Source organism: Kosakonia sp. R1.Fl, assembly GCF_023516815.1.
In the GTDB taxonomy this organism is placed as follows: Bacteria; Pseudomonadota; Gammaproteobacteria; order Enterobacterales; family Enterobacteriaceae; genus Kosakonia.
Genome location: NZ_JAMGSQ010000001.1, coordinates 4638949 through 4653477, shown reverse-complemented (window position 1 = coordinate 4653477; position 14529 = coordinate 4638949). Strand labels below are relative to the sequence as shown.

Annotated in this window: 12 protein-coding genes and 1 pseudogene; 5 read left to right on the top strand and 8 right to left on the bottom strand. The window is 53.8% G+C overall.

Going from position 1 to position 14529, the window contains the following annotated elements:
- Nucleotides 1-5: 5 nt before the first annotated feature.
- The 3 genes from hcp to aqpZ all read right to left on the bottom strand — a co-directional run bounded on the left by hcp (nt 6) and on the right by aqpZ (nt 3527).
- Nucleotides 6-1658 (bottom strand): hydroxylamine reductase, encoded by a 1653-nt coding sequence (gene hcp / locus M8Q36_RS21965; protein WP_249882368.1) that lies wholly within the window; start codon nt 1656-1658, stop codon nt 6-8.
- 147 nt (nt 1659-1805) lie between these two features.
- Nucleotides 1806-2705, bottom strand: a complete 900-nt coding sequence (locus M8Q36_RS21960; protein ID WP_017456157.1) for a LysO family transporter — start codon at nt 2703-2705, stop codon at nt 1806-1808.
- A gap of 126 nt (nt 2706-2831) precedes the next feature.
- On the bottom strand, nt 2832-3527 hold the full coding sequence (aqpZ, locus tag M8Q36_RS21955; protein ID WP_020457212.1) for an aquaporin Z: 696 nt from the start codon (nt 3525-3527) through the stop codon (nt 2832-2834).
- A 374-nt stretch (nt 3528-3901) separates the two neighbouring features.
- On the opposite strand from aqpZ, the gene M8Q36_RS21950 reads away from it, so the two are divergent.
- Nucleotides 3902-5560, top strand: coding sequence for an ATP-dependent endonuclease (locus M8Q36_RS21950; protein ID WP_249882367.1), 1659 nt, complete (start codon nt 3902-3904; stop codon nt 5558-5560).
- Here the strand turns inward: M8Q36_RS21950 and M8Q36_RS21945 are convergent.
- The gene (locus tag M8Q36_RS21945; RefSeq protein ID WP_249882366.1) at nt 5557-6513 is read right to left on the bottom strand and encodes a VirK/YbjX family protein; all 957 of its coding nucleotides are present in this window, start codon (nt 6511-6513) and stop codon (nt 5557-5559) included. The two genes, M8Q36_RS21950 and M8Q36_RS21945, sit on opposite strands and share 4 nt — an antisense overlap.
- A 162-nt stretch (nt 6514-6675) precedes the next feature.
- Between M8Q36_RS21945 and macA the strand changes: the two genes are divergently transcribed.
- Both macA and macB read left to right on the top strand, forming a co-directional pair.
- Complete coding sequence (gene macA / locus M8Q36_RS21940) at nt 6676-7788, top strand: macrolide transporter subunit MacA (RefSeq protein WP_249882365.1); 1113 nt, start codon at nt 6676-6678, stop codon at nt 7786-7788.
- Nucleotides 7785-9731 (top strand): macrolide ABC transporter ATP-binding protein/permease MacB, encoded by a 1947-nt coding sequence (macB, locus tag M8Q36_RS21935; RefSeq protein ID WP_249882364.1) that lies wholly within the window; start codon nt 7785-7787, stop codon nt 9729-9731. Before macA ends, macB begins: the two co-directional genes overlap by 4 nt.
- A 64-nt stretch (nt 9732-9795) precedes the next feature.
- Here macB and cspD read toward each other — a convergent pair whose 3' ends face one another.
- A complete protein-coding gene (cspD, locus tag M8Q36_RS21930; protein WP_007374119.1) occupies nt 9796-10017 on the bottom strand; it encodes a cold shock-like protein CspD in 222 nt (73 codons plus the stop codon).
- A 328-nt stretch (nt 10018-10345) separates the two neighbouring features.
- Here cspD and clpS point away from each other — a divergent pair, with 328 nt between their 5' ends.
- Complete coding sequence (gene clpS, locus M8Q36_RS21925) at nt 10346-10666, top strand: ATP-dependent Clp protease adapter ClpS (protein ID WP_017456164.1); 321 nt, start codon at nt 10346-10348, stop codon at nt 10664-10666.
- Nucleotides 10667-10696: 30 nt separating this feature from the next.
- Nucleotides 10697-12988, top strand: coding sequence for an ATP-dependent Clp protease ATP-binding subunit ClpA (clpA, locus tag M8Q36_RS21920; protein WP_249882363.1), 2292 nt, complete (start codon nt 10697-10699; stop codon nt 12986-12988).
- Nucleotides 12989-13055: 67 nt separating this feature from the next.
- On the opposite strand, the pseudogene M8Q36_RS21915 reads toward clpA, so the two are convergent.
- From M8Q36_RS21915 to M8Q36_RS21905, 3 genes and pseudogenes are all read right to left on the bottom strand, one after another.
- Nucleotides 13056-13614 (bottom strand): annotated as a pseudogene (locus M8Q36_RS21915) (GGDEF domain-containing protein); the annotation flags it as partial.
- A gap of 7 nt (nt 13615-13621) precedes the next feature.
- Nucleotides 13622-14086 (bottom strand): RES family NAD+ phosphorylase, encoded by a 465-nt coding sequence (locus M8Q36_RS21910; protein WP_249882362.1) that lies wholly within the window; start codon nt 14084-14086, stop codon nt 13622-13624.
- Nucleotides 14083-14526, bottom strand: a complete 444-nt coding sequence (locus M8Q36_RS21905) for an Xre family toxin-antitoxin system antitoxin (RefSeq protein ID WP_249882361.1) — start codon at nt 14524-14526, stop codon at nt 14083-14085. The genes M8Q36_RS21910 and M8Q36_RS21905 overlap by 4 nt, the downstream gene beginning before the upstream one ends.
- Between the last annotated feature and the right edge of the window lie 3 nt (nt 14527-14529).

The window sequence follows — 14529 nt, the reverse complement described above, 5'->3', positions numbered from 1 at the left end:
GCTCCTTATGCGCTCAGCAACTGCTGCATATCCTGTTCCACGGTCGTGACCTGGCGCAGGCCGAATTTCTCATTCAGCACCGCCAGCAGATCCGGCGTCAGGAAGCCCGGGGCCGTCGGCCCGGTGACAATATTCGTCACACCCAGCGAGAGCAGGGTCAGCAGGATAACAATCGCTTTTTGTTCGAACCAGGAGAGCACCAGCGACAACGGCAGATCGTTAACACCACAGCCCAGTTTTTCCGCCAGCGTCACCGCCAGGATGATGGCTGAGTAAGCATCGTTACACTGACCCGCATCAATCAGGCGCGGCAGACCTTCAATGTTGCCAAAGTCGAGTTTGTTGAAGCGGTATTTACCACAGGCCAGCGTCAGGATCAGGCAGTCATCCGGCACCTGGGTGGCGAAGTCGGTAAAGTAGTTACGCTCACCGCGCGCACCGTCACAGCCACCAACGAGGAAGACGTGACGCAATTTTTCACGGCTCACCAAATCAATCAGTGAATCCACCGCGCCAAGCAGCGTCTGGCGACCAAAACCGACGGTGATCAGGTGTTCGATTTCGCTGAACGGGAAGCCGGACATTTGCTGCGCCTGGCGGATCACCGGGGCGAAGTCGTCGCCTTCCAGATGGTTGACACCCGGCCAGCCGACGATGCTGCGCGTCCAGATACGGTCGTCATAAGAACCAACGGTCGGGTCGATAATGCAGTTGGACGTCATGACGATGGGGCCAGGGAAGCGGGCGAATTCCACCTGCTGGTTCTGCCAGCCGCTACCGTAGTTACCGACCAGATGTTTGAATTTGCGCAGTTCCGGGTAGCCGTGCGCCGGCAGCATTTCACCGTGGGTATAGACGTTTACGCCCGTGCCTTCGGTTTGTTGCAGCAGGTTGTAGAGATCTTTCAGGTCGTGGCCGGAAATCAGGATGCATTTCCCGGCAACGGCTTTGACGTTGACCTGAGTCGGCGTCGGGTGACCGTAAGTGCTGGTTTCACCGGCATCCAGAATGCTCATCACGCTGAAGTTCATCTGGCCAATTTCCATTGAACATTCGAGCAGGGCATTCATATCAGAAGGCCAGGTACCCAGCCACGCCATGATTTTGTGGTAACGGGCGTAGATATCGTTGTCGTACTGGCCCAGCACATGGGCGTGTTCCATATAGGCCGCCGCGCCTTTCAGGCCATACAGGCAGAGCAGACGTAAACCAAGGATGTTTTCGCCAATCGCCGCTTTGTCTTTGTTCGGCGTGAACTCTGCCGCCTGGCGCTGTAATTCGCCGAGATCGTCGCTGACCAGTTGCAGGTCGGCCATCGGGTTATCGACGTGGGCATTCGCATCGATAGCGAGGCAGAGCGCTTTCAGCGCTTCACGTTTGGCGATTGCCTCGCGCGCGTAGCCGACAATACGCACGGAATCGAAGTTAACGTTGGTGAGGGTAGAGAAGAAGGCGCGCGGCGCGAAGTTATCGATCTCATGGTCAATCAGATCGTACTCACGTGCTTTGCTGGCCCAGGCGGAGAGCCCTTGTAACGCGGCAATCAATAGATCCTGCAGGTCGGAGGTTTCGGCAGTTTTACCGCACATCCCCTGCGCGTACGCACAGCCGTTGCCCGCCGGAGTTCGGATGGTTTGTTCACATTGCACACAAAACATGGTCACACCTTTATGTTAAAGTTATATTTGAAATACATGTTTAAGATTATGCTGCTGTCGGCAGGCTTAAAAGCGATTTTGTCGGCAATTTAAGGGGATATTGATTTAGCGCAAGTTTGGCGGCAGGTATCTACCGCCAACGAAGTATCAGGCAGAGAAAAAGGCCATTAATAGCGGCACCAGCAAGCTGAGAATAAAACCGTGCACAATGGCGGCGGGCACCAGTTCCAGGCCACCGGAGCGCTGGAGGACCGGCAGGGTGAAATCCATCGAGGTCGCGCCCGATAACCCAAGCGCGGTAGAGCGGCTGCGGCGCACCAGACCCGGGATCAGCATGATGGCAATCAACTCGCGCGCCAGATCGTTAAAGAAGGCGGCGCTGCCGATCACCGGGCCGAACGACTCGGTAAGCAGAATGCCCGACAACGAATACCAGCCAAATCCCGATGCCATGGCAAGACCCGTTTTCAGCGGCAGGCCGAGGATCAGCGCATTAATCACGCCACCAATCAGCGAGCTGGCAGCAACCACCACGGCAATAATCATTCCCCGGCGGTTGAGGACAATCTGTTTCAGCGTCATGCCGCTGTTACGCAACTGAATTCCCACCAGCAGCAACAGAAAAATCAACGTGTATTCGCTGGCTTCCGTGGCGTAGCGTAAAAACGCCACCCCGGAAAGACCAATGGCGAAACCGATGACCACCACACCGCACAGACGCAGGGATTCCAGCGCCATCGCAATACGCGAAGGCAATTTTTCTTGCTGGTGTTGGTGATGCCACGGCAGTGTACGCTCCAGCCACAGCAGTGCAGCGGCGTTACACAGCAGGATCACCACCACGCTGACCGCCGAGTAATGCAATATCGCCAGTAAGTTCGCGCTGAGATTATCGAGAAAAGCGAGGCTTATCCCCATAAAAAAGAGGATCAGATAGACAATCCAGCTGAGTAATTTATTGATAAGTTTGAGCGCAGCAGTGTGACGCAGGGGAACCAGATAACCGATGACCAACGGCAGAAGAATAATTAACAGTCCTGAAAGCATGAAGCGCCCGAATCCTTGCAAAGTGAAAACACCGGGGAACACACTACCCAAAGGTGGAAAATGAGTAAAGCTGCAAAAAATAAGAAAGATTATGCAAAAGACCCGGCACAAAACCGGGTCTTTATCTTAAGCGCGTTTTTCCAGCAGCGTACGGTAGATAACGCCACCGAGGATACCGCCGATAATCGGCATCACCCAGAACATCCATAACTGTTCTAACGCCCAGCCGCCCTGGAAAATCGCCACGGCGGTGCTGCGCGCCGGGTTAACCGAAGTGTTGGTGACCGGGATGCTGATCAAATGGATTAATGTCAGCGCCAGCCCAATGGCGATAGGCGCAAAGCCGACAGGGGCGTTTTTATCTGTCGCACCGTGAATAACCAGCAGGAAACCGCAGCTCAGGACAATCTCAATAATAATGGCGGAATACATTGAGTAATGTCCTGGGGAATGTTCTCCGTAGCCGTTAGAGGCGAAACCGCTGGCTGCCGCATCGAAACCACTTTTACCGCTGGCAATTAAATAGAGCACTGCCGCGGCAATAATGCCGCCAACCAGCTGCGCGAGAATATATCCCACCACCTCTTTTGCCGGAAAACGACCGCCAGCCCACAGGCCGAGTGTGACTGCCGGATTAAAATGACCGCCGGAAATATGCCCGACGGCAAATGCCATGGTCATGACCGTTAAACCGAACGCCAGCGCCACCCCGGCAAAACCAATGCCGGTTTGCGGAAACGTTGCCGCCAGCACTGCGCTGCCGCAGCCACCAAATACCAGCCAGAATGTGCCAAAACATTCCGCCGCTAATTTTCTAAACATAGCCACCTCGATAAAAACAGAAACGGGCCCAGACCCGCGCCGTGTGTCAGACATCAATGGATGCGTGAATAAAAGCGTGCGTATTGTAGGGAGTTACAAAATAAAATAACCAGTTATAAAAACCAGTAAATTGATTTAAAATAGATAATTTATCGTAAGTTGTTGCTTTTAACTGGTGTTAAGTTTTTTGCTTATGTCAGTAAATAAGAAATATATGCTATTTAATATCGCGGTTCGTTTTTTTAAATATTACAACGATTGAGCCACTGCATATATTTCAATGAAATATTGCACTTAGCGCGTGTTCTGCCGCTTTTCGTCCCGCTATACTCCTTCAAGAATAGACGGAAAAGCCCAGAGATGCCGGAGGAAGAATGATTCTGGAGCGCGTGGATATTGTCGGCTTTCGCGGCATTAATCGTTTATCGCTGATGCTTGAGCAGAACAACGTGTTAATTGGGGAAAACGCCTGGGGTAAATCGAGCCTGTTGGACGCGTTAACCCTGCTGCTGTCACCGGAAACGGATCTCTACCATTTTGTCCGCGATGATTTTTGGTTCCCGCCGGGGGATCTGCAAGGGCGGGAACATCATCTGCATATTATTCTGACTTTTCGCGAATCCGAACCCGGACGCTACCGCACGCGGCGTTACCGCCCGCTGGCAGATTGTTGGGTTGCCGGGAATGACGGTTATCGCCGCCTGTTCTACCGGCATGAAGGCGAGCTTTCCGACGATGGCAGCGTAATGACGCTACGCGGTTTTCTCGATGCGCAAGGAGATTTGCTGCCGCTGGAAGACATTGATGAAAGTGCCCGCCATCTGGTGCGGCTGATGCCGGTACTGCGGCTGCGTGATGCGCGCTTTATGCGCCGCATCCGTAACGGCAGCGTGCCGGATACGCCGTTGCTGGAAAACACCGCGCGTCAGCTTGATTTCCTCTCCCACGAATTGATCTCCCGCCCGCAAAATTTAACCGACGCGCAGATACGCCACGGGCTGTCAGCGATGGTGCAATTGCTTGAGCACTATTTTGCCGAGCAGGGTAGCGGCGCTTCGCACCAGCGCCTGATGCGCCGCCGCTCTCATGATGAGCAACGCAGCTGGCGCTATCTCGACATTATTAACCGCATGATCGATAAGCCCGGCGGGCGGATGTACCGGGTTATCCTGCTGGGGTTTTTCGCCACGCTGTTGCAGGCGAAAGGTTCTGTCCATCTCGACCGTGACGCGCGGCCGCTATTGCTGGTGGAAGATCCGGAAACGCGGCTGCATCCGATCATGCTCTCTGTGGCCTGGCAGTTGCTGAATTTGCTGCCGCTACAAAAGATAACCACCACCAACTCCGGTGAGCTGCTGTCGTTAACGCCGGTTGAACATGTTTGTCGCCTGGTGCGCGAGTCTTCGCGTGTGGCGGCCTGGCGTCTTGGCCCTGGCGGTTTAAGCGCCGAAGATGGGCGGCGCATTGCGTTTCATATTCGCGTTAACCGGCCTTCTTCCCTGTTTGCCCGCTGCTGGTTGCTGGTGGAAGGGGAGACGGAAAACTGGGTTATCAATGAACTGGCGCGCCAGTGCGGCCATCATTTCGATGCCGAAGGGGTGAAAATTATTGAGTTTGCCCAGTCAGGCTTAAAGCCGCTCATTAAGTTTGCGCGCCGCATGGGCATTGAATGGCATGTACTGGTAGATGGCGACGAAGCCGGGAAGAAGTATGCCGCCACCGTGCGCAGCCTGCTCGATAACGACAGGGATCAGACGCGCGAGCATCTGACGGAACTGCCGGCGCTGGATATGGAGCATTTTATGTACCGGGAAGGGTTCGCCGATGTCTATCACCGTATCGCGCAGTTACCGGAAAATGTGTCGATGAATATGCGGCGGGTGATTATCAAAGCAATTCACCGCTCGTCAAAACCGGATCTGGCGATTGAAGTGGCACTGGAAGCGGGCAGACGCGGCGTGGAGTCGGTACCGCATCTGTTTCGGAAAATGTTTTCCCGCGTGCTCTGGCTGGCACGCGGGCGGGCAGATTAGTTCTGGCAGTGAGCGGCAGTCTGCGCCTGCAGACTGTCGAGCAGCTCGTAGCGGCGGCGATACTCAGAACGCTTTTTGCTGGCGATCTCTTCCATCGGTTTGCGCGGCATCACCAGCGGCAGCACGAAGTCGCCGTGCTGGTCGGCAACGGCACCCAGCGATTCCCAGAAGCTGTTGTAATCGGCATGCAGCAGCCCCTGTTTTTTCTTGCGATAACGCGCATTGCGGTAGATATGTGTTTCATTGCTGACGGCGCGGATCTCTTCCACTTGCAGAAATTGCGCCATCGTCATGGCCGTTTCCACCAGCAGACGTTTCGGGAATAGCCCATGACACGCTTTGGTCGCTACCTGAATCGCCTCATGCGGAACATGCGCTTTCGCGCCCTGCAGCCCACCAATATAGAGCGTGGGTTTACCAGTGAACTGGCACAATGCAAAAGTCAGTTCCGCGAGAATAGTGTCTTGCGCATCGCAGAATACCAGTGTCGCTTCACCCTCTTTATCCAGCATGAAATCTGAACGCAACCGCAGCGTATAGGCCTGCTCATCTTTACCGGTCAGCACAGCCAGCGTGAGGCCGGTTTTGCTGAGATAGCTGTTGATGAGTGAAGCGGGCAGCAGGCGAATCATGTTTTCATAGTGCCAGCAAATAGCTTGCGCCGTTTGCGTACGGTTCATATTGGTTGATAGCCACGGGCGATGTAAACGGCACGGCAGCCCAGGCTGAACGTGCAGCATCTGCGCCAGGAGAGGTTGCTGGACCAGGCGTGCCAGATAGCTGGCGGTGCTGACCGGCGTGGTCAACGAACGCAGCAAAAATTTACGGCGATAAGCCGGGTTCTGCCAGGCGCGGCCTGGCATTAGTTCACCGGAGATTAAACAACGGAAGAGCTGCCCGGCGGTTTTCGGCAAAGGCAGTTCAGCATGAGTAGCTTGAGCGATGGAGGACATTGTTGAAATCCGGATATCACTGAGATGATGCAATTTCAACAGCTGCTCTCTCAACGCCGTCTAAATGAATAATGGGGAAAATGCGAAGTTTTTGTTTCGTTGATGTTCTGTTTAGTTAAGATTGGCCTCTATAAACCGCATGTCCGATTATCTGGGATTTTTATGAAACTGAAGGGAAAACGCAGGACGGTAATGATTGTGCTGGCAGTGGTGGTTTTACTGGCGGCATTTTGGTTGTGGAGCAAACTCAATGCCCCGGTGGTTCAGTATCAGACGCTGATTGTGCGGCCAGGTGAATTACAACAAAGCGTGCTGGCGACCGGGAAACTGGATGCGCTCCGTAAGGTTGATGTTGGCGCTCAGGTAAATGGTCAGTTAAAAACGCTGTCGGTGAATATCGGCGATAAAGTGAAGAAAGATCAGCTCCTGGGCGTAATCGACCCCGATCAGGCTGAAAACCAAATTAAGGAAGTGGATGCGACCTTAATGGAACTTCGGGCGCAGCGCCGTCAGGCGCAAGCAGAACTGAAGCTGGCTCAAGTGACGTTAGCGCGCCAGCAACAACTGGTGAAAAGCAATTTGATCTCCCGCCAGGATCTGGACACCTCGGCGACGGATGTGGCGGTAAAAGAAGCGCAAATCGGTACCATTGATGCCCAGATCAAACGTAACCAGGCCACGCTGGATACCGCGAAAACCAACCTTGATTACACTCGTATTCTTGCCCCGATGGCCGGTGAAGTGACGCAAATTACCACGTTGCAGGGGCAGACGGTGATTGCCGTGCAACAAGCGCCAAACATTCTGACGCTGGCCGATATGAGCACGATGCTGGTGAAAGCGCAGGTTTCCGAAGCGGATGTCATCCACCTGAAGCCTGGGCAGAAAGCGTGGTTCACCGTGCTTGGCGATCCGGAAACGCGTTATGAAGGCGAGCTGAAAGATATTCTGCCGACGCCGGAAAAGGTCAACGATGCGATTTTTTACTATGCGCGTTTTGAAGTGCCAAACCCGGAGGGCGTGCTGCGCCTTGATATGACCGCGCAGGTGCATATCCAGCTCACTGGTCTGAAAAACGTGATCACCATCCCGCTGGCAGCACTTGGCGATCCGGTGGGGGACAACCGTTACAAAGTGAAAGTGCTGCGTAATGGTGAAACCCGCGAGCGCGAGGTGACGCTGGGCGCACGTAATGATACGGAAGTGGTGGTGACAAAAGGCCTGGATGCGGGTGAAGAAGTGGTGATTGGCGAGAAAAGCGGAGCGGCGCAATGACCGCATTGCTGGACCTGAATAATATCCGCCGCAGTTATCCGTCCGGCGATGGACAGGTCGAGGTGCTAAAAGGCATCACGCTGCGCATTAATGCCGGCGAAATGGTGGCGATTGTTGGCGCATCCGGCTCCGGTAAATCCACGCTGATGAACATTCTGGGTTGCCTGGATAAACCCACCAGCGGCACTTACCGGGTGGCGGGAACAGATGTGTCGTTGCTCAGTAGCGATCAGCTTGCGCAGCTGCGCCGCGAACATTTCGGTTTTATCTTTCAGCGTTATCATCTGCTTTCCCATTTGACGGCTGCGCAGAACGTCGAAGTTCCGGCGGTGTATGCGGGGACGGAACGTAAAGCGCGATTGGAACGCGCAAAAGCATTACTGACCCGCTTAGGACTGGGGGAGCGGGCGGATTATCAACCATCGCAGCTCTCCGGCGGACAGCAACAGCGCGTGAGTATTGCCCGCGCGTTGATGAATGGTGGCCAGGTGATTCTGGCCGATGAACCGACCGGCGCCCTCGACAGCCACTCAGGCGAAGAGGTGATGGCAATCCTGCATCAGTTGCGTGATCGCGGGCATACGGTAATTATCGTGACGCATGATCCGCAGGTGGCCGCGCAGGCTGAGCGAGTGATTGAAATTCGTGATGGCGAGATAATTAGTAATCCGCCAGCCAAAATGGAAGCCGCCGCGCCCGCAAACCATGATGCGATCATGACGCAAGCCGGGGGCTGGCGGCAGTTCGCCAGCCGTTTTCAGGAAGCGTTGACCATGGCCTGGCGCGCCATGGCGGCTAACAAAATGCGCACCTTGTTGACCATGCTCGGCATTATTATCGGTATCGCTTCGGTGGTCTCGATTGTGGTGGTCGGTGATGCCGCTAAACAGCTGGTGCTGGCGGATATTCGTTCGATAGGCACTAATACTATTGATGTCTATCCCGGCAAAGATTTTGGTGACGACGAGCCACAGTATCAGCAGGCGCTGAAATACGACGATCTGCAGGCGATTCAAAAACAGCCCTGGGTTAAATCTGCCACACCTGCCGTTTCACAAAACCTGCGTTTGCGCTACGGCAATATTGATGTGGCGGCGAGCGCCAATGGCGTGAGCGGGCAATATTTTAATGTGTATGGCATGACGTTCAGCGAAGGCGCCTCGTTTAATGACGAGCAACTGAAAGGCCGGGCGCAGGTGGTTGTGCTCGACAGTAACACCCGCCGACAGTTATTTCCCAATAAAGCCAGCGTCGTCGGCGAGGTGATCCTGGTTGGCAACATGCCGGCGACGGTAATTGGCGTGGCAGAGGAAAAGCAGTCGATGTTTGGCAGCAGCAAGATACTGCGCGTCTGGCTGCCGTATAGCACCATCTCCGGGCGTATTATGGGGCAGTCCTGGCTAAACTCTATTACGGTGCGGGTGAATGAGGGCTACGGCAGTGAACAGGCGGAACAGCAGCTCACGCGGTTGCTCAGTTTGCGCCACGGTAAGAAAGATTTCTTCGTCTGGAATATGGACGGGGTCTTGAAAACGGCGGAAAAGACCACACGTACTCTTCAGCTGTTTTTGACGCTGGTGGCGGTCATTTCGTTGCTGGTTGGCGGTATCGGTGTGATGAATATTATGCTGGTGTCGGTCACCGAGCGGACGCGTGAGATTGGCATCAGGATGGCAGTTGGCGCCCGGGCCGGAGACGTCTTGTCGCAGTTTCTGATTGAGGCGGTGTTTGTTTGCCTTGTCGGTGGCGCGCTCGGCGTCACGCTCTCCATGTTGATTGCCTTTACCTTGCAGCTTTTTTTACCGGGCTGGGAGATTGGTTTTTCTCCGGTGGCGCTGTTAACGGCGTTTTTATGTTCGACGTTTACCGGTGTACTGTTTGGCTGGTTGCCTGCGCGTAATGCCGCGCGGCTTGACCCGGTGGACGCGCTGGCTCGCGAGTAATAAAAATGCCAGCCGATTGGGCTGGCATTTTGACTGCGGCATGTACACAATGTGATAACAGGCTTCAGGCCATGGCTTCCACTTCTACGGGCACGATGACGCTGGCGTGATTGCCTTTAGGGCCCTGGTGTACATCAAACCGGACAGTCTGCCCGGCTTTTAACGTTCTGTAACCATCCATTTGAATGGTGGAGTAATGCGCGAAGATATCTTCGCCGCCGCCTTCAGGGCAGATAAAACCAAACCCTTTGGCATTGTTGAACCACTTAACAGTACCCGTTTCCATGCTTCGACATCCTTCGTAAATCTTATTTAAGTAAGATGGAATGAACCGGTGGTAGAGCTAGCGGGCTGTTCAAAACCTCGCCAACTCTCGACTGTACAATTTAGATAATTCGTATAACGCGTCAAGCATTTGGCAGGGGTTCTGGGAGGCGGCGCATCAAAATTTTGAAGCAGTTAACGCTATTACAAAGGAATGTGACAGCCGTCGCGAATGACAACGATAGATGATTGTTATCTGACATCTGATGTAGATTGAAAATACATCTAGACTCATGTAATCGGCCGATTAAACGCTGCCGGAAACTGTAACCTAAGATGAAACGCTAACGATGGGTAAGAGCAATAGCTGGCTGGATTTTGACCAATTGGCGGAAGATAAACTGCGCGACGCGCTGAAACCGCCATCCATGTATAAAGTTATGTTAATGAACGATGATTACACGCCGATGGAATTTGTTATTGACGTGCTACAAAAGTTCTTTTCTTATGATGTAGAACGTGCAACGCAACTGATGCTTACGGTTCACTATCACGGCAGGGCCATTTGCGGTGTTTTCACCGCCGAGGTTGCCGAGACGAAAGTCGCAATGGTGAACAAGTACGCCAGGGAGAACGAGCATCCGTTGCTGTGTACGCTGGAAAGAGCCTGAATGCAGGCATGAAACTTGGGGGAGGTGCCTATGCTCAATCAAGAACTGGAACTCAGTTTAAACATGGCTTTCGCCAGAGCGCGCGAGCACCGACATGAGTTTATGACCGTCGAGCACTTGTTACTGGCGCTGCTCAGTAACCCATCTGCCCGCGAAGCGCTGGAAGCGTGTTCAGTGGACCTGGTGGCGCTGCGGCAGGAACTCGAAGCCTTCATCGAACAAACCACACCCGTTCTACCCATGAGTGAAGAGGAGCGCGATACGCAGCCGACGCTCAGCTTCCAGCGTGTTCTTCAGCGCGCGGTGTTTCATGTTCAGTCATCCGGGCGCAGCGAAGTGTCCGGCGCGAACGTGCTGGTTGCCATTTTTAGCGAGCAGGAGTCGCAAGCGGCTTATCTGCTGCGCAAACATGAAGTAAGCCGCCTTGACGTGGTGAACTTTATCTCTCACGGCACGCGTAAAGACGAGCCAGGCCCATCATCTGACGCCACTGGCAGCAGCAGTAGCGGGCAGGTGAACAGCGAAGAGCAGGCAGGAGGGGAGGAACGTATGGAAAACTTCACCACCAACCTTAATCAGCTTGCTCGTGTGGGAGGAATCGACCCGCTGATTGGCCGTGGTAAAGAGCTTGAGCGTGCGATTCAAGTTCTGTGTCGCCGTCGTAAAAATAACCCGCTGCTGGTGGGTGAATCCGGCGTAGGTAAAACCGCGATTGCCGAAGGGCTGGCGTGGCGTATTGTGCAGGGCGACGTGCCAGAAGTGATGGCAGATTGCACAATTTACTCGCTGGATATCGGTTCACTGCTGGCCGGTACTAAATACCGTGGCGATTTCGAAAAACGTTTCAAGGCGCTGCTGAAACAACTTGAGCAGGACAATAACAGCATTCTGTTTATCGATGAGATCCATACCATCATCGGTGCAGGCGCTGCGTCTGGTGGTCAAGTGGATGCCGCAAACCTGATCAAGCCGCTGCTTTCCAGCGGTAAAATCCGCGTCATGGGTTCCACCACGTATCAGGAATTCAGCAATATCTTTGAAAAAGATCGTGCTCTGGCGCGTCGCTTCCAGAAAATTGATATTACTGAGCCGTCCGTTGAGGAAACGGTGCAGATTATCAATGGCCTGAAACCGAAATATGAAGCGCACCACGATGTACGTTACACGGCAAAAGCGGTGCGTGCGGCGGTAGAGCTGGCGGTGAAATACATCAATGATCGCCATCTGCCGGATAAAGCGATTGATGTTATCGACGAAGCAGGCGCGCGTGCGCGTCTGATGCCGGTAAGCAAGCGCAAGAAAACCGTTAACGTGGCGGATATCGAATCGGTGGTGGCCCGTATCGCGCGTATTCCTGAGAAGAGCGTTTCTCAGAGCGACCGCGATACGCTGAAAAATCTTGGCGATCGTCTGAAAATGCTGGTGTTTGGCCAGGATAAAGCCATTGAGGCGTTAACTGAAGCCATCAAAATGAGCCGTGCAGGGCTGGGTCAAGACCATAAACCGGTCGGTTCCTTCCTGTTTGCTGGCCCAACCGGCGTGGGTAAAACCGAGGTGACAGTGCAGCTGTCAAAAGCGCTGGGCATCGAGCTGCTGCGTTTTGATATGTCCGAGTATATGGAACGTCATACGGTCAGCCGTTTGATTGGCGCGCCTCCGGGCTATGTTGGTTTTGATCAGGGCGGTCTGTTGACCGACGCGGTGATCAAACATCCGCACGCGGTGCTGCTGCTTGATGAAATCGAAAAAGCGCATCCGGACGTCTTCAACTTACTGTTGCAAGTGATGGACAACGGAACGCTGACCGATAACAACGGGCGCAAAGCTGATTTCCGCAACGTGGTGCTGGTCATGACCACTAACGCCGGGGTGCGCGAAACCGAGCGTAAATCCATTGGTCTTATCCACCAGGATAACAGCACCGATGCGATGGAAGAGATCAAAAAGATCTTTACGCCGGAGTTCCGCAACCGTCTGGACAACATTATCTGGTTCGATCACTTGTCGACTGAGGTGATCCACCAGGTGGTCGACAAATTTATTGTCGAACTCCAGGTGCAGTTGGACCAGAAAGGCGTATCGCTGGAAGTCAGCCAGGAAGCTCGCGACTGGCTGGCAGAGAAAGGATACGACCGTGCTATGGGCGCTCGCCCGATGGCGCGTGTTATCCAGGACAACCTGAAAAAACCGCTGGCCAACGAACTTCTGTTCGGTTCGCTGGTTGATGGTGGCCAGGTCACGGTAACGCTGAATAAAGAGAAAAATGAGCTGGAATATGGCTTCCTGAGTGCGCAGAAGCACAAACCGGAAGCGGCACATTAATCTTTGCGGTTCACGTCTAAAAACCGGGCGACATCAGCCCGGTTTTTTTATGTCTGCAAAAGCAGCTTCAAATTTCTCTGGTTTCGATACGACTGCGCCCGTGGCTTTTAGCAACATAAAATGCACGATCTGCTTTATCAATTAAACGTTTGTAATCCGGGTGGTAAACGAACCCGGTGACGCCGATGCTAACGGTGACCGAAAAGTGTTGCGCCGGCGCGACTTCAATTGTCAGCGCGGCAATTTTTTGCCGCAGTGCTTCAAGAATAATCTTCGCCTGTAACAGGTCAAATTCTACTACCAGCAGCACCATAAACTATTCACCGCCATAGCGGAAAACGTAACTACTACTGCGTAAATGATCGTAGATGACAGCGGCTACCGTTTTGAGCGTGGTATCGCCCGCGCAGTGCCCGAAGCTGTCGTTGATTCTCTTACAGTGATCGATACCAGCATTGCCAGAATAAAGGGTTTACGCACATTCAGTGCCAGCGAGATCTCCTGGCGCATGATGGTGGGAATAAAGCGTCGGTTGAGCAGCTGCGCCAGCGGATCTTTACCATTTCCAGCTCTCCCAGCGCATCGAACAACGCGGCTAGCAGGCGATGGATTTGTCCGGTAAGCTGCAAAAAATTATGGGTTTGCCAGGCGTGGATCGAAAGAGAAAGGAAGCGCTTTTACGGTTTTTAGCAGCTTATTAAAAGCAGGATGAAGCGGGTTCAGAATCGCATTATTCTCAAGCGGAATAACGCATGACGGCAGCACCAGTGCGATGGCGCTGTTGGCTTCCAGCCAGGCGGTACCTAAATCCATGGTCGAAAGTGGTGCCGGGTTTTCCTGCCAGTCTGGCGGTAGCCATTGCTTATCCAGATGTTCAATATCCTTGTCAGGGATCTCAATACTGAACAGCCCATACTGGTTCAGAACCGTGTCGCTGTGCACATGTACCAGCATTTCGAGTGTGGCAAGTGAAACGGACGAAGCGACGTAAACCGCCGGATGACCCTTGTGATTCCAGCGCCCGCCATAAAGATTTGCACCGCTGCCTGTCCAGGCCTCGCTGGCGTAGCGGCGCGTTACCAGTCGATAAAAGATCACGCAAACACTCCGTGCTCCAGCCTGCCGAGCAGGTCGGTCACCTCCAGCGCGCCACTTTCGGTGGCAATCAGCGAAATCGGCGCTACGTTACCAAGGCCGCGAACGGGGGTTTCCAGCCAGTTCCACGCCATTTTTTTGCTACCGAAAAACTGTACCGCAGCATCAACAACCCTCACTAAACGCGCAATGCGCTCACTTTCTTCCGGCGTGAGTGTGCGGCCGGCGCTTTTGCGACGCGCGACATTGCGTTCATTAATACCAGTGACGCGCAGAATGTCGGAGCGGGACATTTCTGTCCATTCATGAATATTGTCGAGAATGCTGACAGGCAAGCCCTCGTTTAACATCTGAACGAGTTTTAGCCCTCGGTTGGCAGGAAAACCGGCAAAGCGCCAGAGCGCATTTTCGACCGGTTTTTGATCCGGACTCCAGGTTCTCATTTT

Coding starts and splice junctions, on each gene's coding strand:
- hcp (WP_249882368.1), bottom strand. CDS start 1,658: ATGTTTTGTGTGCAATGTGAACAAACCATCCGAACTCCGGCGGGCAAC.
- M8Q36_RS21960 (WP_017456157.1), bottom strand. CDS start 2,705: ATGCTTTCAGGACTGTTAATTATTCTTCTGCCGTTGGTCATCGGTTAT.
- aqpZ (WP_020457212.1), bottom strand. CDS start 3,527: ATGTTTAGAAAATTAGCGGCGGAATGTTTTGGCACATTCTGGCTGGTA.
- M8Q36_RS21950 (WP_249882367.1), top strand. CDS start 3,902: ATGATTCTGGAGCGCGTGGATATTGTCGGCTTTCGCGGCATTAATCGT.
- M8Q36_RS21945 (WP_249882366.1), bottom strand. CDS start 6,513: ATGTCCTCCATCGCTCAAGCTACTCATGCTGAACTGCCTTTGCCGAAA.
- macA (WP_249882365.1), top strand. CDS start 6,676: ATGAAACTGAAGGGAAAACGCAGGACGGTAATGATTGTGCTGGCAGTG.
- macB (WP_249882364.1), top strand. CDS start 7,785: ATGACCGCATTGCTGGACCTGAATAATATCCGCCGCAGTTATCCGTCC.
- cspD (WP_007374119.1), bottom strand. CDS start 10,017: ATGGAAACGGGTACTGTTAAGTGGTTCAACAATGCCAAAGGGTTTGGT.
- clpS (WP_017456164.1), top strand. CDS start 10,346: ATGGGTAAGAGCAATAGCTGGCTGGATTTTGACCAATTGGCGGAAGAT.
- clpA (WP_249882363.1), top strand. CDS start 10,697: ATGCTCAATCAAGAACTGGAACTCAGTTTAAACATGGCTTTCGCCAGA.
- M8Q36_RS21905 (WP_249882361.1), bottom strand. CDS start 14,526: ATGAGAACCTGGAGTCCGGATCAAAAACCGGTCGAAAATGCGCTCTGG.